This window comes from Pseudomonas sp. 05N431, from assembly GCF_056397005.1.
On record NZ_JBFTMN010000004.1, the window covers coordinates 662,659 to 683,412 of the forward strand.

Here is a 20,754-nt window from a genome sequence, read left to right on the forward strand (position 1 = left end):
GTCAATGGACCGTAAAACGGCCGCCGGGTTTAGCGCTCGCCCGGTTTAACGAGCTCTGGGCGGAACCGAGCGGGTGCGGCCGCTGCCATCGATGGCGACGAACACAAATACCGCCTCAGTGACTTTACGCCATTCGCTGGACAGTGGATCGTCGCTCCAGACCTCGACCATCATCTTGATCGAGCTGCGGCCGATTTCCGTTGCCTGAGTATAGAAGGACAGCTGCGCACCCACGGCGACCGGCACCAGGAAGGCCATGCGATCGATCGCCACGGTGGCGACGCGTCCGCCCGCGACCTTGCTGGCCATCGCCGTACCGGCCAAATCCATCTGAGACACCAGCCAGCCGCCGAAAATATCGCCAAAGCCGTTGGTTTCGCGGGGAAGCGCGGTGATTTGCAGGGCCAGATCGCCTTGCGGAATAGGATCTTCTTGTTCGAGCTCTATCATGCCGAGGGTGCCTCTGAGCCGTGACTCTTGGAATATGTAGCGGGTGAATAGCCGTCTTGGGAAAAACGATTCAGCCCCGAACATACTACGTTCGTCACGTTTTCCATAAGGCGCGCTAAAGGGAAACTCTGCGAAACCGGCTGACAAAGGCCAACGACGTTTTCGCACAGCAACCCCTTACAAAGTGTTGCACGGTTGCGAGTATATCGATCGGTAGACTCCGAGACGACCATCGGGTTCTCATTTTGACTGCCAAATACGCGCTTTCCTGTGCTTTTTCGAACAATTTGCTATCGTGCCGAACCTGCCCAAGCCCCTGCCAGCGTTGTTGGGGTTGCGGATCTGACTATAAGAGAAACCTTGCCATGACCACAGCGCCATCGAGCATAGCGACACCTGCGCACCCTGCGCGCCCCTTGACCGGCAACGACTACAAGACACTGTCGCTTTCCGCCTTGGGCGGCGCGCTGGAGTTTTACGACTTCATCATCTTCGTGTTCTTCGCCACGGTGGTTGGCAAGTTGTTCTTTCCGGCGGACATGCCCGAGTGGCTGCGGCTGATGCAGACCTTCGGTATCTTTGCCGCCGGTTACCTGGCGCGACCACTGGGCGGCATCGTCATGGCGCACTTCGGCGACCTGCTGGGGCGCAAGAAAATGTTCACCCTGAGCATTTTCATGATGGCCGTACCGACGCTGATCATGGGCTTGCTGCCGACCTACGCGCAGATTGGCATGTGGGCGCCGATCCTGTTGCTGCTGATGCGGGTGATCCAGGGCGCGGCGATTGGCGGTGAAGTGCCGGGGGCCTGGGTCTTCGTTTCCGAACACGTGCCCCAGCGGCACATCGGCTACGCTTGCGGCACGCTGACGTGCGGCCTGACTGCCGGCATCCTGCTCGGCTCGCTGGTCGCCACTGCCATCAACAGCCTCTACACCACTGAGCAAGTGGCTGATTACGCCTGGCGTATCCCGTTCCTGCTCGGCGGTGTGTTTGGCCTGTTCTCGGTCTACCTGCGCCGCTGGCTGCACGAAACTCCGGTGTTCGCTGAGCTGCAACTGCGCAAGGCGCTGGCTGAAGAAGTGCCGCTGCGTGCGGTGCTGCGTGACCATCGCGGCGCCATCGCCATCTCGATGCTGCTGACCTGGCTGCTGTCGGCCGGGATCATCGTGGTCATTCTGATGACCCCGACCGTGCTGCAAACCATTTATCACTTCTCGGCCACGACCGCGCTGCAAGCCAATAGCGTGGCCATCGTGTGCCTGAGCCTGGGCTGTGTGATCTCCGGCGCGCTGGCGGATCGCTTCGGCGCCGGCCGGGTGTTTGTGTTTGGCAGCGCAGCGCTGCTGGCGACTTCCTGGACCTTCTACCACAGCCTGCTCGATCACCCCGACTGGCTGTTCCCGCTGTACGCGCTGACCGGCCTGTTCGTCGGCACCATCGGCGCGGTGCCGTTCGTGATGGTCAGGGCATTCCCGGCCGTGGTGCGATTCAGCGGCCTGTCGTTCTCCTACAACCTGGCCTACGCGATCTTCGGCGGCCTGACCCCGATGGTCGTCACCCTGCTGCTTAAAGAGAGCCCGATGGGGCCTGCCTACTATGTGGCAATCATCTGCAGCATTGGCATCCTGGTGGGTGGTTACCTCTGGAAGAACAACCGCTAAGCGGACTTCTTTATCGACTGCACCGGCCCCTTCGCGGGCAAGCCCGCTCCCACCTTTAACCGAGTTCTCTCAGAAGAATGCGGTCAATGTGGGAGCGAGCTTGCTCGCGATGAACGATGACGCGGTCTTCCTTCAAAACGCCAAATGCTGGCCTTTCATCTAATTGTCATATTCAAGTCATAGAGTGTTCATACGACCTGCCGATACTTGGCCCCGACTTAACACACCCTATTTGCTAGGAGTAAGGCATGAAACTGAAGCGTTTGATGGCGGCAATGACGTTTGTCGCTGCTGGCGTTGCAACTGCCAACGCGGTAGCCGCTGGTGTAGACCCAGCCATCCCGGCTTATACCAAAGCCACTGGTGTTTCGGGCAACCTGTCCAGCGTCGGTTCCGATACCCTGGCTAACCTCATGACCCTGTGGGCTGAGAACTACAAAAAAGAATACCCGAACGTAAACATCCAGATTCAGGCCGCTGGCTCCGCCACCGCGCCACCTGCGTTGACTGAAGGCACCTCTAACCTGGGCCCGATGAGCCGCAAGATGAAGGACACCGAACTGGCTGCCTTCGAACAGAAGTACGGCTACAAGCCAACCGCTATCCCGGTTGCCGTGGATGCCCTGGCCGTGTTCGTGCACAAAGACAACCCGATCCAGCACCTGACCATGGAACAGGTCGACGCGATCTTCTCCTCGACTCGTCTGTGCGGCGCTAAAGCAGAAGTCAAAACCTGGGGTGACCTGGGCGTGACAGGCGACCTGGCCAACAAGCCGGTTCAACTGTTCGGCCGTAACTCGGTATCCGGCACGTATGGCTACTTCAAAGAAGAAGCCCTGTGCAAAGGCGACTACAAGCCAAACGTCAACGAACAACCAGGCTCGGCGTCGGTCGTGCAATCGATCAGCTCTTCGCTGAACGGTATCGGTTACTCGGGCATCGGCTACAAAACCGCTAGCGTGAAGACTGTGGCTCTGGCCAAGAAAGGCAGCACTGACTACATCGCAGACAGCGAAGAAAACGCCCTGAACGGCAAATACCCGCTGTCGCGTTTCCTCTACGTTTACGTCAACAAAGCCCCGAACAAGCCTCTGGCCCCGCTGGAAGCCGAGTTCGTGAAACTGGTTCTGTCCAAACAGGGTCAGGAAGTTGTCGTGAAAGACGGCTACATCCCACTGCCAGCCAAAGTTGCCGCCAAGGCACTGGCTGACCTGGGTCTGCAAGAGGGCGGCGCTGAAGTCGCAAAAAAGTAAAACCCTGAGTCCGGGGTAACCCGGACTCCTGTGGGAGCGAGCTTGCTCGCGATGGGGCCGTCACTGGTGTCGGATAACTCACTGACACGCTCGCTCCCACACCTCTAATTTTCCAGTCCGCTGCCAGTTCACACGGGCGGCGGATTTGTTGCGTCACTGCATTGTCATCTTTCTGTCATACAGGATCGCTAGGGTGTGCGCATGAATGATCTGGCCAATTCCACAATGACTACCAATCCCCCCAAGCGAATTGACTTCAATACGCCTGAGCTCCAACGCAAACGCCGCATCCGCGCGCTCAAAGATCGCCTGACCCGCTGGTACGTCCTCGTCGGTGGCCTCGCCGTACTCGGCGCGATCACGCTGATCTTCTTCTTCCTTGGCTACGTCGTCGCGCCACTGTTTCAGGGCGCCAACCTGACCGCCAAAGACGCGATCACCCCGGCCTGGATGCAAGACGCCGGCAAACCGCTGATGATCTCTCTCGAAGAACAGAACCAGGTCGCCATGCGGGTTTCCGACAAGGGCCAGGCGCTGTTTTTCGATGTCGACAGTGGCGCCGAGCTAAGCCGCATTGACCTGCCGATCCCGGCCGGCACCAGCGTAACCGCCATTGGTAAAGACCAGCCCGGCCATCCGCTGGTCGTCGTGGGCTTGTCCAACGGTCAGGCACTGGTGTTCCGCCACACCTATAAAGTCACTTACCCGGAAGGCAAGAAAACCATCTCGCCAGCCATCGAATTCCCGTACGGCGAAACGCCAATCGCACTGAACGAGCAGGGCGGAGCCCTGGAGCACGTCAGCCTCAATGCAACCGATTCGACCCTGCTGCTCGCCGGCTCTACCGGTTCGCAATTGCACGTACTGTCGCTGAGCAGCGAAGAAAACATGATGACCGGTGAGGTCACCAACGAGCAGAAGCGCATTGAACTGCCGCAAATGACCGAACCGGTGAAGAACATCTTCGTCGACCCGCGTCAGCAATGGCTGTACGTAGTCAACGGTCGTGCCCAGGCCGACGTCTTCAGCCTGAGCGACAAGAGCCTCAACGGTCGCTACAAACTGCTGGATGACGGCGAAGCGCAAGTGACCGCCAGTACTCAATTGGTCGGCGGTATCTCGCTGATCATCGGCGACTCCAAGGGTGGTCTGGCCCAGTGGTTCATGGCTCGCGATACCGATGGCGAGCAACGACTGAAACAGATCCGCACCTTCCAGATGGGCACCACGCCGATCGTTGAAATCACCGCCGAAGAACGTCGTAAAGGCTTCGTTGCCCTCGACACGGCCGGCAAGCTCGGGGTGTTCCACAGCACCGCCCACCGCACCTTGCTGGTGAACCAGGTGGTTGATGGCACGGGCCTCTTCGGTCTGTCGCCGCGTGCCAACCGCATCATTGTGGAGCAGGGCGGCAAGCTGCAACCGCTGCTGCTCGACAACCCGCACCCGGAAGTTTCGTGGAGCGCGTTGTGGAGCAAGGTCTGGTACGAGAACTACGACGAGCCTAAGTACGTCTGGCAATCGACCGCGGCCAACACCGACTTCGAACCCAAGATGAGCCTTTCGCCACTGACCTTCGGTACGCTGAAAGCCGCGTTCTACGCGATGCTGCTGGCCGCACCGCTGGCAGTCGCTGCGGCGATCTACACCGCGTACTTCATGGCGCCGGGCATGCGCCGCAAGGTCAAGCCGGTCATCGAATTGATGGAAGCGATGCCGACGGTGATCCTCGGCTTCTTCGCCGGCCTGTTCCTCGCACCGTATGTCGAAGGGCACTTGCCGGGCATCTTCAGCCTGTTGATGCTCTTGCCGATCGGCATTCTGGTGGCCGGTTTCATCTTCAGTCGCCTGCCTGAATCCGTGCGCCTGAAAGTGCCGGATGGCTGGGAAAGCGCGATCCTGATCCCGGTGATTCTGTTTGTGGGCTGGTTGTCGCTGTACATGAGCCCGTACATGGAAACCTGGTTCTTCGGCGGCGACATGCGCATGTGGATCTCCCACGACCTGGGTATCACCTATGACCAGCGCAACGCTCTGGTCGTCGGTCTGGCCATGGGCTTTGCGGTGATCCCGAACATCTACTCGATCGCCGAAGACGCCGTGTTCAGCGTGCCGCGCGGCCTGACGCTGGGCTCCCTGGCCCTCGGCGCCACGCCATGGCAGACCATGACCCGCGTAGTGATCCTGACCGCCAGCCCGGGCATTTTCTCGGCACTGATGATCGGCATGGGCCGTGCGGTCGGGGAAACCATGATCGTGTTGATGGCCACCGGTAACACCCCGGTCATGGAAATGAACCTGTTCGAAGGTCTGCGTACCCTGGCTGCCAACGTGGCGGTGGAAATGCCCGAATCGGAAGTCGGCGGCAGTCACTACCGCGTGTTGTTCCTGTCGGCGCTGGTGCTGCTGTTGTTCACCTTCATCATGAACACCCTCGCGGAGCTGATCCGTCAGCGTCTGCGCAAGAAATACTCGTCGCTTTAAGAAAGGTAGAAGTCTGTGAAACAGAACTCCCTGAAAGGATGGTTCAAGAGCGGCGCCCCCGGCGTCTGGATCAGCGGTGGCGCGGTGTCCATCGCGGTCATCATGACCATTGGTTTGCTGGCGGTGATTGCCGTGCGCGGTCTGGGCCACTTCTGGCCGGCAGACCTGATGCACGCCAGTTACAACGTGCCGGGCCAGGCCAACCACGTCGTTATCGGCGAAGTGGTGCAGAAGGAAGAAGTACCGCGCGAGCGTCTGAAAACCGCAGGTTTGCCAGTGCCGGACCAAGGTCCGGAATTCATGACCCGCGAGCTGATCAAAGTCGGTAACCGTGACATCAACGGCAATGACTTCACCTGGATCGTCGGCGAGTGGCTGACCGACCAGAGCACGCCGCGTGAACTGATGACCATCGAGCGCCGCGAGTGGGGCAATTTTTACGGCTACCTGCTCAACGTCAAACAGGACGGCAAGGTCATCGCTGAAGGCGAAGCGGCCTGGCCGGAGCTGCAAGCGCGGGTGGACCGCGTCAACAAGCTCGCGGCACAACTCAAAAGCCTCGAAAAAACCGACATCGGCGCGATCAACGCAGGCCTTGAGCGGATTCGCCTGCACGGCCGCAAGCTGGAGCTTGAAGGCAAGCTTGATCCGGCTGCGCAAGCCGACATGGACACTGAACGCGCTGAGCTGAACGCTCGTTATAAAGACGTCGAGGCACGCCTGAGCGATCTGCACACGCAGTTCAACCGCGACAGCCTGACCGCTCGCGATGCCAACGGCAAAGAAGTCGAAATCGGCATCGGCAAAGTGGTTCATGCCTACCAGCCGAACGCCATGAGCTACCTGACCAAGTTGGGTTTCTACTTCAACAAGGTCTGGGAATTCCTCAGCGACGACCCGCGTGAAGCCAACACCGAAGGCGGGATCTTCCCGGCGATCTTCGGCACCGTGATGATGACCCTGATCATGGCGATGATCGTCACCCCGTTCGGCGTGCTGGCAGCGGTCTACCTGCGTGAATATGCACGCCAGGGGCCGATGACCCGGTTGATCCGCATTGCGGTGAACAACCTGGCGGGCGTTCCGGCGATCGTTTACGGCGTGTTCGGCCTGGGCTTCTTCGTTTACGTACTCGGTGGCTCGGTTGACCGTTTGTTCTTCCCTGAAGCCTTGCCGGCACCGACCTTCGGTACCCCGGGCCTGCTCTGGGCCTCGCTGACCCTGGCGCTGCTGGCGGTGCCGGTGGTGATCGTGGCCACCGAAGAAGGCCTGGCGCGGATTCCTCGCACCGTACGTGAAGGCTCGTTGGCCCTCGGCGCGACCAAGGCTGAAACCTTGTGGAAGATCGTGCTGCCAATGGCCAGCCCGGCGATGATGACCGGGATGATCCTCGCCGTGGCTCGCGCCGCCGGTGAAGTGGCGCCGCTGATGCTCGTGGGTGTGGTGAAACTGGCGCCGTCGCTGCCGGTGGACGGCAACTACCCGTACCTGCACCTCGACCAGAAAATCATGCACCTGGGCTTCCACATTTATGACGTCGGCTTCCAGAGCCCGAACGTCGAAGCCGCACGACCGCTGGTGTACGCCACGGCGCTGCTGCTGGTGCTGGTGATCGCCACGCTCAACCTGTCGGCAGTGTGGATCCGTAACCACCTGCGCGAGAAATACAAAGCGCTGGATAGCTGATTTTTATGTGGGAGCGAGCTTGCTCGCGATGGCATCTCTGCGGTTTCAGACTTGAACCGCGTTGCCCGAATCGCGAGCAAGCTCGCTCCCACAAAAACCGAACCGAATTTGTTAGCACAGGGAGTTTCCCATGCAGCACGAAACACACACCCACGGCATCAACATGTCGGCCCTGGGTCGCGACAAACAGAGCCTGAACCTGGCACAGGAAACCGTGGCCATCGAAGTGCCGAGCCTGAGCCTGTTCTACGGCGACAAACAAGCGCTGTACGACGTCAGCATGAACATTCCCAAGCAGCGCGTGACCGCGTTCATCGGCCCGTCCGGCTGCGGCAAGTCAACGCTGCTGCGCACCTTCAACCGGATGAACGATCTGGTCGATGGCTGCCGCGTCGAAGGCGAGATCAACCTGTACGGCAACAACATCTATCGCAAGGGCGAAGACGTGGCCGAACTGCGTCGTCGCGTCGGCATGGTGTTCCAGAAGCCGAACCCGTTTCCGAAAACCATCTATGAAAACGTGGTTTACGGCCTGCGCATTCAAGGCATCAACAAAAAACGCGTACTCGACGAAGCCGTCGAATGGGCGTTGAAAGGCGCGGCACTGTGGGATGAAGTGAAAGACCGTTTGCACGAATCGGCCCTGGGCTTGTCCGGTGGTCAGCAGCAACGTCTGGTGATTGCTCGTACCATCGCGGTCGAGCCGGAAGTACTGCTGCTCGACGAACCGTGCTCGGCACTCGACCCGATCTCGACGCTGAAAGTCGAAGAACTGATCTACGAATTGAAATCCAAATTCACCATCGTCATCGTGACCCACAACATGCAACAGGCCGCGCGGGTTTCCGACTACACGGCGTTCATGTACATGGGCAAACTGGTGGAATTCGGCGACACCGATACCCTGTTCACCAATCCGGCGAAGAAGCAGACCGAAGACTACATCACCGGTCGTTATGGCTAGGATGCCGCTAGCGTTGCTCGCTTAACCATCGCTGCGGTAGACCGCACCTTACCGGACGCTCCAAGGACGCCAACATGATTAGCAAAGAAGGCCTTACCCACCACATCTCCCAGCAGTTCAACGCTGAGCTTGAGGAAGTGCGCAGCCACCTCCTGGCCATGGGCGGGCTGGTCGAGAAACAGGTCAATGACGCGGTCACTGCACTGATCGAAGCGGACTCGGGCCTGGCCCAGCAGGTGCGCGAGATCGACGACCAGATCAACCAGATGGAACGCAACATCGACGAAGAATGCCTACGCATTCTGGCCCGTCGTCAGCCGGCTGCATCGGACTTGCGTTTGATCATCAGCATCTCCAAGTCGGTTATCGACCTGGAACGCATCGGCGACGAAGCGACCAAAATCGCCCGTCGTGCCATCCAGCTGTGCGAAGAAGGCGAGGCCCCGCGGGGTTACGTCGAAGTTCGGCACATTGGCGACCAGGTGCGCAACATGGTTCGCGACGCACTGGATGCCTTTGCTCGCTTCGACGCCGAGCTGGCGTTGTCGGTGGCTCAGTACGACAAGGTCATCGACCGCGAATACAAGACCGCGCTGCGGGAGCTGGCGACCTACATGATGGAAGACCCACGCTCTATCTCGCGGGTCTTGAGCATCATTTGGGTACTGCGTTCGCTGGAGCGGATTGGCGACCACGCCCGCAATATTTCCGAGCTGGTGATTTACCTGGTGCGCGGTACCGATGTCCGTCACCTGGGCCTCAAGCGCATGAAGGAAGAAGTTGAAGGCACAAGTGCCGAAAGCGCTAATGTTCCGGGCAAAGCTGACGATAAGTAAGATTGCCCAAGTAAAGCGCCCGGCCCCTTGGCCGGGCGTTTTTGTTTGCGGATTTTGAATTCATAGCACCCGCGAACGAAAAAAGTCCCGGCGTGACTGAAGAGTTTTGGCAAAGTGCCATCAGCAAAGCGTTATGATTGCCGGGATTTTTTAAAGGGGTTGGTTGATGAGTAAGGTCAGTGTGTTGGTGGTCGATGACGCTTCGTTCATTCGTGACCTGGTGAAGAAGTGCCTGCGCAACTACTTCCCGGGCATTCGAATCGAAGACGCGGTCAACGGTAAAAAAGCGCAGGCCATGCTGGCGCGCGAAGCATTCGACCTGGTCCTGTGCGACTGGGAAATGCCGGAAATGTCTGGCCTCGAATTGCTGACCTGGTGCCGCGAACAGGACTCACTCAAAGCCATGCCGTTTGTCATGGTCACCAGCCGCGGCGACAAGGAAAACGTGGTTCAGGCGATTCAGGCCGGCGTTTCCGGTTATGTCAGCAAGCCGTTCACCAACGAGCAGCTGCTGACCAAGGTCAAGCAGGCGTTGAACAAGGTCGGCAAACTCGACACCTTGATGAACAGCGCACCCACCAAGATGAATTCGGCGTTCGGCAACGACTCCCTCAGCGCGCTCACGGGTGGCAAGGCGGCTGTCGTCGCCCCTGCAGCGGCGGCGGTCAACCCGTTCGCCAAGCCTGCGGCCGCGCCGGCCCCTGCTGCAGCGCCTGCTCGTGGCCTGCTTAACAGCCCACCGGTCAAGGCACCGGTGGCGTCTGCCGCCCCGGCCGGTGGTCGTGGCCAAGGTCAACTGCGTCTGCCCAGTGGTACTCAGCAATGTGTGATCAAGGCGTTGAGCATCAAGGAAGCCTTGTTGGTGGTTAAACGCACCGACACTCTGCCGCAAGTGCTCGACAGCGCCGTGCTTGACCTGGAGCAGGGCGACAACGCCGAAGTCGCCCGCCTGAACGGCTACCTGCACGCCATCGTCGCCCACGAGCCGAAACCCGACAGCGACTGGCTGCAACTGACCTTCCGCTTTGTCGACCAGGATGCACAAAAGCTCGACTACATCTCCCGCCTGATCGCCCGCGGCACGGCGCAGAAGCATTTCGTGCCGGGCGCGTAAGTACAGCGTCGTCTGCCAGTACGCCATCGCGAGCAAGCTCGCTCCCACATTTAATTGGTGTCGAACCACATTTATGTGATCGACACACAACCAGTGTGGGAGCGAGCTTGCTCGCGATGGGGTCATCGAACTCTGCGCATCTCTCCCTGAAGCGCTCATTGAGCGTTCCCACTTCCTCGGACATTTCCTTCAAGTTGTAGCGGTGTTCGGTAACTATCCCGGCGTGTGCGTCAGGGCTAGTCTCACCCTGTCACCAAAAAACGGTGACTCGGACGTGCAAGTCCGGTCCAGGTGCACAATCGTGGATGGCTATTCATCGAGCGTTTTTTTATGCTCGCGAATCGTTATGGCGGCTGTGCGTCGGAGACCTTCGGGTCTGCCGGGTTCCTGGACCGGTCTTGCACACCAACGCACAGCTGCCACCTCTTTCGAAGCGCAAGCGAAACGGTGTCAGCTCCTTAGTTCCAGGGAGATACACCAATGTTCAAGGCAACACCAAATCCACCAGAAGACCCAGCAACTTCCCCCTACGAATCCCTCGATTCGAAAAAGCTCCACGAAGCCGCCGAACGCGCCCTCGACCACCATCTGGGCAACCCCCCACCCAAAATCCACCTCGCCGACGCCCGCAAAGGCCAACTCTTCATCGTCGCCCCGGACGCTCCGCGTCCGCTTTGGTGCGTGACGCAGAGCGTCACAGGATGCATTCCCACGCGGGAGCGTGGGAACGATCATCAAGGTTTGGGAACGATCATTTGAAACATCTGCCGACTACACAGGTCAATTCTGGCTGCTAGGCTGTTTTCAGGCCTTCCTCGACAGAACCTTGCCCATGCTCGCGCGATTGCTGTTTTTCTGTGGTCTGTTCATGGCCTCCACCTCGGCTGTGGCCATCACTATTTACAAATCCACCAGCGCGACGGGCGTGGTCTCCTACAGTGATCGTCCATCCCATGGTGCGCGGATCTTTGTGTTCCGTGACCGCATGGAAGAGCACCTTGAGCGTCAGGTACTTCTGGATATCAAGAAGCAGAGGGACACGCACAGTGTGTTTGTGCGCAACGACTTGTACGCGCCGGTAGAGGTCGAGCTGAGTTTCACCGGGCTGAAGAATGTCAGCGGTGCGCCGACACAGCCGATCCGCCGGGTGTTGCCGGCGCGCAGCACCGTGCGTCTGGCGCTGCTCACGGCGATTACGCCCGGCAAGCCGCTGGCCTATACCCCAACGTTCAACTATTCGCTGGGCAACCCCACAGACACCACGCTGGCCTATCGGTATCCGCTGCCGTGGCGTGGCGGACCGTTCCACCTGACTCAGGGCCCTAACGGCCGATACAGCCACTTTGGGGTCAAGAACCGTTACGCCATGGACATCGCGATGCCTGAAGGCACACCGATCATTGCGGCGCGTGGCGGGGTGGTGGTGAAGACCGAAAACAACCAGAGCGGACGCGGCACCGATCCGTCGGGCAATTTCGTGCGGGTGTTGCACGATGACGGGACGATGGGTGTGTACCTGCACCTTAAGCGCGGCTCGGTGTGTGTGCGCGAAGGTCAGCGGGTGGTGGTCGGTAGTGCGCTGGGGTTGTCGGGCAATACCGGCAACAGCAGCGGGCCGCATCTGCACTTCGTGGTACAGCGCAATAGCGGGTTGGGGCTGGTGTCGATTCCGTACCAGTTCAATCAACCAGTGGGCAGCTTGCCGAACTTTGCGCTCGGCAAACAATAATGTGTTGTCCCAGCTGACGCTATCGCGAGCAAGCTCGCTCCCACAGGGGATTTGTGTTTTGCCGGGAAACCGGAGTAACACCGAATCAATGTGGGAGCGAGCTTGCTCGCGATGGGATCGACGCCGATCAGGTGTCGGGCACTAGTCGAGCATCAACACCTTGGCCAAAATGATCTTCGGGCCTTTCATCTTTTTGATGATGATCCGCAAACCTTCGACTTCCAGCACTTCTTCCTCTTCCGGCACCCGTTTCAGGGTTTCGTAGACCAGTCCGGCGAGGGTTTCGGCCTCGACGTGGTCCAGATCGATGCCCAGCAGGCGTTCGACCTTGAACAACGGTGTGTCACCGCGCACCAGCAGTTTGCCCGGCTGATAAGCGAGGATCCCGCGTTCGGCCTTGCGGTGTTCGTCCTGGATGTCGCCAACCAGCACTTCCAGCACGTCTTCCATGGTCAGGTAGCCGATGATGTTGCCGTCGGCCTCTTCAACCACGGCGAAGTGCGAACCGCCCTTGCGGAACTGCTCCAGCAGTTGTGACAACGGCATGTGCCGCGATACGCGTTCCAGCGGGCGGGTCAGCTCGGCCAGGTTGAACGACTCGGGAATGTGGTCCAGCGCCGCCAGTTCCAGCAGCAGGTCCTTGATGTGCAGCAGGCCGACGAACTCCTGGCGTTCGCTGTCGTACACCGGGTAGCGGCTGAATTTGTGACGACGGAACAACGCGAGGATTTCCTTGAGCGGCGCGTTGAACTCCAGCGTCACCAGGTCTTCCCGGGAGTTGGCCCAGTCGACCACTTCCAGTTCGCCCATTTCCACCGCCGAGGCGAGTACGCGCATGCCTTGGTCGCTCGGGTCCTGGCCGCGGCTGGAGTGCAGGATCAGTTTCAGTTCTTCACGACTGTAATGGTGCTCGTGATGAGGGCCGGGTTCACCTTGGCCAGCAATCCGCAGAATCGTGTTGGCGCTGGCGTTAAGCAGGTAAATGGCCGGGTACATCGCCCAGTAGAACAGGTACAGCGGCACCGCCGTCCACAGCGACAGCAGCTCGGGTTTGCGGATGGCCCAGGATTTAGGGGCCAGTTCGCCGACCACGATGTGCAGGTAGGAAATGATGAAGAAGGCGGTGAAGAACGACACACCCTTTACCACTTCCGGCGAATTGACGCCGACCGCGTCCAGCAACGGTTCGAGAATGTGCGCGAATGCCGGCTCACCGACCCAGCCAAGGCCAAGGGAGGCGAGGGTGATACCCAATTGGCAGGCCGACAGGTAAGCGTCGAGCTGGCTGTGTACGGTGCGCAGGATCTGCCCGCGCCAGCCGTTCTTATGGGCAATGGCCTCGACTTTGGTCGAGCGCAGTTTGACCATGGCAAATTCCGCCGCAACGAAGAATCCGTTGAGCAAAACCAGGATCAGTGCAAAAAGAATCATGCCGAAATCGGCGAAGAGTGAAGCGAGGGTCACGCCAGGGGAAGGGTCCATGATGGAGTTTTGCGGGTTCCGTATATTCGAAAAGAAAGGGGATTGCCGAGCCTGAAAGGCAGGCCCAAGTCAGCCAATGTAGCGGCTGACAGGGCGATTGCCTAGAGGTTAGTCGTCGCGGCTGCTAGTCGGTCAGCGAGTTGACCCGCGATTTTGTGACCTGTGCCGGCGCGAAATGGCAGGTGAACGTGCTGCCATGGCCGAGCACGCTGCTGATCTCCATTCGCGCACGATGACGTAACAAAACGTGTTTGACGATGGCCAGGCCCAGCCCGGTGCCACCGGTATTGGAGTTGCGGCTGGAATCGACGCGGTAGAAGCGCTCGGTCAGGCGCGGCAGGTGTTTGTTGTCGATGCCGATTCCCGAGTCCTGCACACTGAGGTGTGCGCCTTGTTCGTCACCCCACCAGCGGATGCGGATGTTGCCGCCGTCCGGGGTGTATTTGACGGCGTTGAACACCAGGTTCGAGAACGCACTGCGCAATTCGGCTTCACTGCCCTTGAGCATGATCGATGGATCGGCTTCTAGGGTGATGTGCTGGTTGCGCTGCCCGGACAGCGCCTGGGCGTCACTCTTGATCGATTGCAGCAAGTTGTCGATCGGCACCGGCTGGTTGTCCGACGGGTAATCGGTGGCTTCGAGCTTGGCCAACAGCAGCAAGTCGTTGAGCAGTGTCTGCATGCGCCCGCCCTGTTGCTGCATTTGCTGCAACGCACGGCTCCAGCGCGGATTCACCTCTTCGACGTTATCGAGCAGGGTTTCCAGGTAGCCGCAGATCACCGTCAACGGCGTGCGCAGTTCGTGGGAGACGTTGGCGATGAAGTCTTTGCGCATTTGCTCAAGCTGATGAATGCGGGTGACGTCGCGCACCAGCATCAGGTGTTCGTTGTTGCCGTAACGGGTGATGTACAACTGGATCCGCATCCGGTCGTTGGTCGGCGAAGGGATTTCCAGCGGCTCGGCGTAGTTGTCCTGCTCGAAGTATTCCTTGAAGCGCGGATGACGCACCAGATTGGTCACCGGCTGACCGCTGTCTTGCGGGGTCTTGAGGCCCAGCAGGGTTTCGGCGGCGCGGTTCCACCATTCCAGGTTGCCGTCGCTGTCGAGCATGATCACCGCGTCTTTCAACGCTGCGGTGGACTCCTGAACCCGGTCGATCACCGCTTGCAGGCGTCCGCGCACGCGCTGATCGCGCCGTTGCAGGTGGTAGATGCTGTCGAACACTTCGCCCCACAGGCCATAGCCATCGGGTGGTGGTTCGTCGGGCTTTTGCAGGCGTAGCCACTCGTGCAGGCGCAGCAATTGCTTGAGGGTCCAGGCCAGGTAAATGCCCAGGCCTGCGGCCAGGCTCCAGCCGTAGTAGCCGGTAATCAGGCCGATCACCAGGCAGCCGGTGACCAGTAACAGCATGTGGCGAATCAGAGTGCCATGCCAGTTTTGGTTCACTTAAACATGCGTCCTTGTCAGCGTGTCGAGCAGGTAAGGGCCGGCTCAGGCCTTGGTGGAAAACCGGTAGCCGGTGCCACGCACGGTTTGTACCAGATTCTCGTAGGCATCGCCGAGTGCTTTGCGCAAACGACGGATGTGCACGTCGACGGTGCGCTCTTCGACATACACATTGCCGCCCCAGACCTGATCGAGCAATTGCCCGCGGGTGTAGGCGCGTTCCTGGTGGGTCATGAAAAACTGCAGCAAGCGGTATTCGGTCGGACCCATCTCGGCGGGTTTGCCGTCGATGGTCACGCGATGGCTGATCGGGTCCAGCAGCAGGCCGCCGACTTCGATCGGCGCTTCGCCGTCAGTAGGGCCAGCACGACGCAGCACGGCTTTGAGGCGTGCAACCAGCTCGCGTGGCGAAAACGGCTTGGTGATGTAGTCATCGGCGCCGACTTCCAGGCCCTGGATCTTGTTGTCCTCTTCGCCCTTGGCGGTGAGCATGATGATCGGGATGTCCCCGGTCAGTTCATCGCGCTTGAGACGCCGGGCCAACTCGATGCCTGAAGTGCCGGGCAGCATCCAGTCGAGCAGGATCAGGTCCGGTTTACGGTCGACAATAATGGCGTGGGCCTGCTGGGAGTTTTCGGCTTCCAGGCAGTCATAGCCGGCCATTTCCAACGCAACGGCGATCATTTCGCGAATGGGCGCTTCGTCGTCGACGATCAGAATACTCCTGCCAACCATGCCTTAATCCTCTTGTCATTTAACTGTCTTGCGCCGCATTAGATAACGGAATTATTGCAGTCGTGTGACAGTATTTTAGCCGTGCGGCGATCAACGCGATCCTGAACTAAGCTCTAAGTTCGAATCCTGACAACCACAAAGGAAGGTTTCCATGACTCACTACGCTCAATCGTTCAAAGCTCTGGTATTGGCCGCGACTCTGGCATTACCGACACTCGCGCTCGCTGCCGAGCCGGCAATGATGAAGAACGGCATGATGGTCGATCAAAAGGGCATGACCTTGTACACGTTCGACAAGGACACAGGCGGCAAGTCGATGTGTAACGCTGATTGTGCCAAGACCTGGCCGCCGATGATGGCTCCGATGGATGCCAAGCCCATGGGAGAGTGGAAGCCAATCAAGCGTGACGACGGAATGATGCAATGGACTTATGACGGCAAGCCAATGTACACCTACAAAATGGACATGAAGCCTGGCGACAAGAACGGTGACGGTTTCAAAGATCTGTGGCACATGGCAAAGCACTGATCCATACACAATGATCTGAACCTCTGGCAGACCCGCCCCTTTGAGGGTGGGTTTGCCTTTACGCGATCCGTAGCAGGGACGTGGATATCAGCGAGTTGCGTAATCCAGCACGATCCCGACGAAAATTGCCAACCCGGCCCAATGGTTATGCAGGAAGGCCCGGAAACACTTCAGTCGGTCCCTGTCGCGGGTGTACCAGAATTCCCAGGCGAAGCACGCGGCCGCAGCCAGCAGCCCGAGATGGAACCAGCCGCCCAGCTCGAATTTCGATCCGGCCAGCAGCAGGCACCCCAGGGCCAGGCCTTGCAGGGTGAGAATGATCACCCGATCGGCATCGCCAAACAGAATCGCCGTGGATTTCACGCCAATCTTCAAATCGTCATCGCGGTCGGTCATGGCGTAATAGGTGTCGTAGCCCACCGTCCACAGCAGGTTGGCGATCCAGAGCAACCAGGCGATGGCCGGCAGTTCGCCGGTTTCGGCGGTGAACGCCATCGGCATGCCCCAGGAGAACGCCGCGCCCAGCACCACTTGCGGGTAATAGGTGTAGCGCTTCATGAACGGGTAAGTGGCCGCCAGCGCCAGACCGCCGAACGACAGCCAGACCGTGGCTGCGTTGGTGCACAGCACCAACAGGAAGCTCACGCCCATCAGCAATGCGAAGAACACCAGCGCTTCTTTGGAGCTGATCTTGCCGCTGACCAAGGGCCGTTGTTCGGTGCGTTTCACGTGCCCGTCGACCTTGCGATCCGCCCAGTCATTGATCACGCAGCCGCCCGCGCGGGTCAGCACCACGCCAAGGACGAAAATCACGATATTGGCCAGTGACGGCGAACCTTTGCCGGCAATCCACAGCGCCCACAACGTTGGCCACAGCAGCAGGTAAATGCCGATGGGCTTGTCCATGCGGGTCAACTGGATGAAGTCCCAGGCGCGCGGGTTCACGCGATTCAATGATTTGAGCAGGCTTTGGTACATCAGCGGTTCTCCGTATTCGCACGGGCAGCGCGCCACAGGGCTGGCAGGAATATTTCCGCGACCAGCACGCTCAGGTCCCCCCGGTCGAAACGCGAGCGCCGGCCCCACAGTTCCGGTGCTTGAGATTCGCTGGGCAACCACTCGACAGGATAGTGACAAACCTCGATGGCGCGGCGCTGGAACGCCTGATCGCAAAACAGCAATTCGCCCAGGGAGCGGCTGCCCAACTCATCCATATTCAACCCGCCGTCCTGCAACGAACTGCGTGCCGCCACACTGCGGGCAAACACCCAGGCTTCGCCATGACCGCGCAAATACACCTCACGAACCCAGCCTTCACTGCCTTCGGGCAATTCCAGTGCGGCGCATTCATCGGCGCGCAAAGGCTGCCAGCCTTCGAGCAACGGCGTCACGCTGAAGCCGTCATCCGACAAACGGGTCAGGCGGCGGGTGAGCGAACCCTCATCGAACAGCCAGTCGAGGGTTTGCGCGTCGGGAAGCGGGGTCAGCTGGCTTTGTGGCAGCCAGAACAGAGCAGGGGCGAGGGGTTTTGAGTGCGGCACAGTGAGTCAGTATTGGCAGCAAATGAGGCGGCGAGCTTACCATGTCGGTCGGTGATATTGACTGATCAGACCGGGTAGTGGCCGCGAACAGGCTTGCATCTGCCCCGCCTGATCAGTACAAAACGCCTTGAGCCGGACTGCAGACCTTTATCGGTCGACCGTTCGCGCCAGCAAAAGCCTGAGAACCTGAGGAAACAAGTAATGAAAAAGTGGCAATGCGTGGTCTGCGGGCTGATCTACAACGAAGCCGAAGGCTGGCCGGATGACGGCATCGCGGCCGGAACCTTGTGGCAGGACGTACCGGAAGACTGGCTGTGTCCGGACTGTGGCGTCGGCAAAATGGATTTCGAAATGATCGAAATCGCTGCCTGATCACAGATTTTCATGAATTGAAGAGGAGTAAGGAATGAACGCACCTGTCGTGATCGTCGGCACTGGGCTGGCTGGCTACAACCTGGCCCGGGAGTTTCGCAAACTCGATGGCGAAACACCGCTGCTGTTGATTACCGCAGATGACGGACGCTCTTACTCCAAACCGATGCTCTCCACCGGTTTCGGCAAGAACAAGGACGCCGATGGCCTGAGCATGGCTGAGCCCGGCGCCATGGCCGAACAGCTGAAAGCCGAGGTGCGGACCCACACGCGCATCAGCGGCATTGATCCGGGTCACAAACGCCTGTGGATCGGCGAAGAAGCCGTGGCCTATCGCGACCTGATCCTCGCCTGGGGCGCGGAAACCGTGCGCGTGCCGGTGCAGGGTGATGCACCCGAGGCGATCTTCCCGATCAACGACCTCGAAGACTACGCACGCTTTCGGGCGGCGGCGGCCGGCAAGCGTCGGGTGTTGTTGCTCGGCGCTGGCCTGATCGGCTGTGAGTTCGCCAACGACCTGATTCTCGGTGGTTACGAGGTGCAACTGGTCGCGCCGTGCGAACAAGTCATGCCGACGCTGCTGCACCCGGCGGCTGCCGCAGCCGTGCAGGCCGGGCTGGAAAGCCTGGGCGCGCAGTTTCACCTCGGTCCGGTACTCAATAGCTTGCAGCGCACCGATGACGGGCTCGAAGGGCATTTGTCCGATGGCCAGGTGATTCCTTGCGACGTCGTGGTTTCCGCCATTGGCCTGCGCCCGCGCATCGATCTGGCGGCTGCTGCCGGTTTGCAGATCAACCGCGGTGTGGTCGTTGACCGTCACCTCAAGACCTCTCACGCCAATATCTATGCCTTGGGCGACTGCGCCGAGGTCGATGGGCTGAATTTGCTGTACGTGATGCCCCTGATGAGTTGTGCGCGTGCGCTGGCACAAACCCTGGCCGGCAACCCGACGGCGGTCAGCTACGGTGCGATGCCGATTACCGTGAAAACACCGGTCTGCCCATTGGTAGTTTCCCCGCCACCACGGGGTTTTGAAGGTGTCTGGACCGTCGAAGGGCAGGGCGCCGACATCAAGGCGCTGTGCCGTGATGCCGGCGGAAAACTGCTGGGTTACGCGCTGACCGGGGCGGCAGTGATGGAGAAACTGGCTCTAAACAAGGAGCTTCCGGCGCTTTTGGCGTAAATACCGGTCGTTCTGTCGGAATCACCCCGCTTTTGCCTCTACAAAGGTCGCCCCGAGACTGGCGCCGCTCGTAACCGCATGCCATCCTCACTCCGTCTGCCGCAGAGTAGAGCCTGCGGCGCCTTGGGCGCTGTTCCGGAAGAACAGCACGGACATAACAACAAAAAACCGTCAAAGAGGCTTCACTCATGCGTAAACCAGAACTCGCCGCAGCAATCGCTGAAAAGGCTGACCTCACCAAAGAACAGGCTAACCGCGTACTCAACGCCGTCCTCGAAGAAATCACCGGCGCTCTGCACCGTAAAGACAGTGTCACCCTGGTGGGCTTCGGTACTTTCCTGCAGCGTCACCGTGGCGCGCGCACCGGCAAGAACCCGCAAACCGGTGAGCCAGTGAAAATCAAGGCCAGCAACACCGTTGCCTTCAAGCCGGGCAAGTCGTTGAAAGACAGCGTCAATCCGTAACAGGTAGCACCGTCTCGGGGCGGTAAAAAAATGGGCACGCCGACTGGATCGGGTGCCCATTTTTGTTTGCGCTGATTGGCGCATTTTAACGAATGGCTTCCACGGGTAGATCACGCTTGGTTTTTATAGAGGGAGAATGAGTGGTTAACGGTGTAGAGGCCTGGCTGTTCCGACAGGCCGTTGAGGTCGTTGTGGTAGTAGCGGATTTTTTGCAGCGGGCCGGTGCCGTCGACACGGGCCAGGGGTTCGTAACCTTCGTCTTCGTAGAGGTAGAGGCTGGTCTGCTGGTGGCGATGTTCCTGCAACAGGCGCAGGCCATCCCAGGTGAAGCGGGTTTCGCCGAGTGGGTAGCCGTGGGTGTCGTGCTCGGTTTTTTCAATGCGTCGGCCCAGCGGGTCGTAGGTCATTCTGACCACGCTGCCGTCTTCGTTGCGCACTTCAATCAACCGGCTTTCGGCGTCGTAGGCGAAGCGCTGCAGCCCCCGTTTAGCGCTGCGTTTCTCGATCATCCGGCCGAAGGCGTCGTAGCGATAACGCTTGTCCTGAAAGGTCAGCAGTTTGTTGTGCACCACCAGCCCGGCGCCGGGTTGTGGGCCGTCCAGCAGGTTGGCGGCGGCGTCGTAGGCGAAGGTTTCGCGCTGGCCGTGCAGGCTGTCCTGGCTGGCGATGATTCGGCCGGTGGCGTCGTAGTGCAGCAATTGGCGGTGTTGCGCGGCGGGTTGCTGGTCGAGTTTGCCGATCAGGTTGTCGGCGGGGTCGTACTCGAAGTGCTTTTGCACCGCTGCCGGCATCAGCGATAGCTGACTGCTGTGGCGGCGTTG

The 20,754-nt window shown here is 59.7% G+C and carries 20 protein-coding genes; 13 read left to right on the plus strand and 7 right to left on the minus strand.

Going from position 1 to position 20,754, the window contains the following annotated elements:
* Window positions 1–45: 45 nt before the first annotated feature.
* Window positions 46–450, minus strand: a complete 405-nt coding sequence (locus tag AC1DIG_RS10670; protein ID WP_019694314.1) for an acyl-CoA thioesterase — start codon at window positions 448–450, stop codon at window positions 46–48.
* 365 nt (window positions 451–815) lie between these two features.
* Between AC1DIG_RS10670 and AC1DIG_RS10675 the strand changes: the two genes are divergently transcribed.
* The 9 genes from AC1DIG_RS10675 to AC1DIG_RS10715 all read left to right on the plus strand — a co-directional run bounded on the left by AC1DIG_RS10675 (window position 816) and on the right by AC1DIG_RS10715 (window position 12,180).
* Window positions 816–2,114, plus strand: a complete 1,299-nt coding sequence (locus tag AC1DIG_RS10675; RefSeq protein ID WP_477767274.1) for an MFS transporter — start codon at window positions 816–818, stop codon at window positions 2,112–2,114.
* A gap of 248 nt (window positions 2,115–2,362) precedes the next feature.
* Complete coding sequence (locus tag AC1DIG_RS10680) at window positions 2,363–3,367, plus strand: phosphate ABC transporter substrate-binding protein PstS (RefSeq protein ID WP_054594764.1); 1,005 nt, start codon at window positions 2,363–2,365, stop codon at window positions 3,365–3,367.
* Between the two features lie 201 nt (window positions 3,368–3,568).
* Complete coding sequence (locus tag AC1DIG_RS10685; RefSeq protein ID WP_477767275.1) at window positions 3,569–5,851, plus strand: ABC transporter permease subunit; 2,283 nt, start codon at window positions 3,569–3,571, stop codon at window positions 5,849–5,851.
* A gap of 15 nt (window positions 5,852–5,866) precedes the next feature.
* Entirely contained in the window at window positions 5,867–7,537 is a 1,671-nt protein-coding gene (gene pstA / locus AC1DIG_RS10690; protein WP_477767276.1) for a phosphate ABC transporter permease PstA, read from the plus strand.
* A gap of 130 nt (window positions 7,538–7,667) precedes the next feature.
* Window positions 7,668–8,501 carry a phosphate ABC transporter ATP-binding protein PstB gene (gene pstB, locus AC1DIG_RS10695; RefSeq protein ID WP_019694309.1) on the plus strand — a complete coding sequence of 278 codons (834 nt, stop codon included), beginning with the start codon at window positions 7,668–7,670 and terminating at the stop codon, window positions 8,499–8,501.
* A 74-nt stretch (window positions 8,502–8,575) separates the two neighbouring features.
* Window positions 8,576–9,337, plus strand: a complete 762-nt coding sequence (phoU, locus tag AC1DIG_RS10700; protein ID WP_477767277.1) for a phosphate signaling complex protein PhoU — start codon at window positions 8,576–8,578, stop codon at window positions 9,335–9,337.
* A gap of 166 nt (window positions 9,338–9,503) precedes the next feature.
* Window positions 9,504–10,451 (plus strand): response regulator, encoded by a 948-nt coding sequence (locus tag AC1DIG_RS10705; protein ID WP_477767278.1) that lies wholly within the window; start codon window positions 9,504–9,506, stop codon window positions 10,449–10,451.
* Between the two features lie 480 nt (window positions 10,452–10,931).
* Window positions 10,932–11,210, plus strand: coding sequence for a hypothetical protein (locus AC1DIG_RS10710; protein WP_477767279.1), 279 nt, complete (start codon window positions 10,932–10,934; stop codon window positions 11,208–11,210).
* Window positions 11,211–11,283: 73 nt separating this feature from the next.
* Window positions 11,284–12,180 (plus strand): peptidoglycan DD-metalloendopeptidase family protein, encoded by an 897-nt coding sequence (locus AC1DIG_RS10715; RefSeq protein ID WP_477767280.1) that lies wholly within the window; start codon window positions 11,284–11,286, stop codon window positions 12,178–12,180.
* 141 nt (window positions 12,181–12,321) lie between these two features.
* On the opposite strand, the gene AC1DIG_RS10720 is transcribed toward AC1DIG_RS10715, so the two are convergent.
* The 3 genes from AC1DIG_RS10720 to phoB all read right to left on the minus strand — a co-directional run bounded on the left by AC1DIG_RS10720 (window position 12,322) and on the right by phoB (window position 15,844).
* Window positions 12,322–13,662: a hemolysin family protein gene (locus AC1DIG_RS10720; protein ID WP_477767281.1), complete on the minus strand. Its 1,341-nt coding sequence runs from the start codon at window positions 13,660–13,662 to the stop codon at window positions 12,322–12,324.
* 124 nt (window positions 13,663–13,786) lie between these two features.
* Window positions 13,787–15,073, minus strand: coding sequence for a phosphate regulon sensor histidine kinase PhoR (gene phoR, locus AC1DIG_RS10725; RefSeq protein ID WP_427534008.1), 1,287 nt, complete (start codon window positions 15,071–15,073; stop codon window positions 13,787–13,789).
* A gap of 81 nt (window positions 15,074–15,154) precedes the next feature.
* Window positions 15,155–15,844, minus strand: coding sequence for a phosphate regulon transcriptional regulator PhoB (phoB, locus tag AC1DIG_RS10730; RefSeq protein WP_007896474.1), 690 nt, complete (start codon window positions 15,842–15,844; stop codon window positions 15,155–15,157).
* A gap of 151 nt (window positions 15,845–15,995) precedes the next feature.
* Between phoB and AC1DIG_RS10735 the strand changes: the two genes are divergently transcribed.
* Window positions 15,996–16,373, plus strand: a complete 378-nt coding sequence (locus AC1DIG_RS10735) for a COG4315 family predicted lipoprotein (RefSeq protein ID WP_477767282.1) — start codon at window positions 15,996–15,998, stop codon at window positions 16,371–16,373.
* 87 nt (window positions 16,374–16,460) lie between these two features.
* Here AC1DIG_RS10735 and ubiA read toward each other — a convergent pair whose 3' ends face one another.
* Window positions 16,461–17,351, minus strand: a complete 891-nt coding sequence (gene ubiA / locus AC1DIG_RS10740; RefSeq protein WP_477767283.1) for a 4-hydroxybenzoate octaprenyltransferase — start codon at window positions 17,349–17,351, stop codon at window positions 16,461–16,463.
* Window positions 17,351–17,914 carry a chorismate--pyruvate lyase family protein gene (locus tag AC1DIG_RS10745; protein ID WP_477767284.1) on the minus strand — a complete coding sequence of 188 codons (564 nt, stop codon included), beginning with the start codon at window positions 17,912–17,914 and terminating at the stop codon, window positions 17,351–17,353. Before AC1DIG_RS10745 ends, ubiA begins: the two co-directional genes overlap by 1 nt.
* Before the next feature lie 201 nt (window positions 17,915–18,115).
* Between AC1DIG_RS10745 and AC1DIG_RS10750 the strand changes: the two genes are divergently transcribed.
* From AC1DIG_RS10750 to AC1DIG_RS10760, 3 genes are all read left to right on the plus strand, one after another.
* A complete protein-coding gene (locus AC1DIG_RS10750) occupies window positions 18,116–18,286 on the plus strand; it encodes a rubredoxin (RefSeq protein ID WP_123427432.1) in 171 nt (56 codons plus the stop codon).
* 34 nt (window positions 18,287–18,320) lie between these two features.
* On the plus strand, window positions 18,321–19,469 hold the full coding sequence (locus AC1DIG_RS10755) for an NAD(P)/FAD-dependent oxidoreductase (RefSeq protein WP_477767285.1): 1,149 nt from the start codon (window positions 18,321–18,323) through the stop codon (window positions 19,467–19,469).
* Window positions 19,470–19,657: 188 nt separating this feature from the next.
* On the plus strand, window positions 19,658–19,933 hold the full coding sequence (locus AC1DIG_RS10760) for an HU family DNA-binding protein (RefSeq protein WP_003213368.1): 276 nt from the start codon (window positions 19,658–19,660) through the stop codon (window positions 19,931–19,933).
* A 110-nt stretch (window positions 19,934–20,043) separates the two neighbouring features.
* Here the strand turns inward: AC1DIG_RS10760 and AC1DIG_RS10765 are convergent.
* The coding region (locus AC1DIG_RS10765; RefSeq protein ID WP_477767286.1) for an RHS repeat domain-containing protein at window positions 20,044–20,754 on the minus strand (711 nt) is incomplete at its 5' end.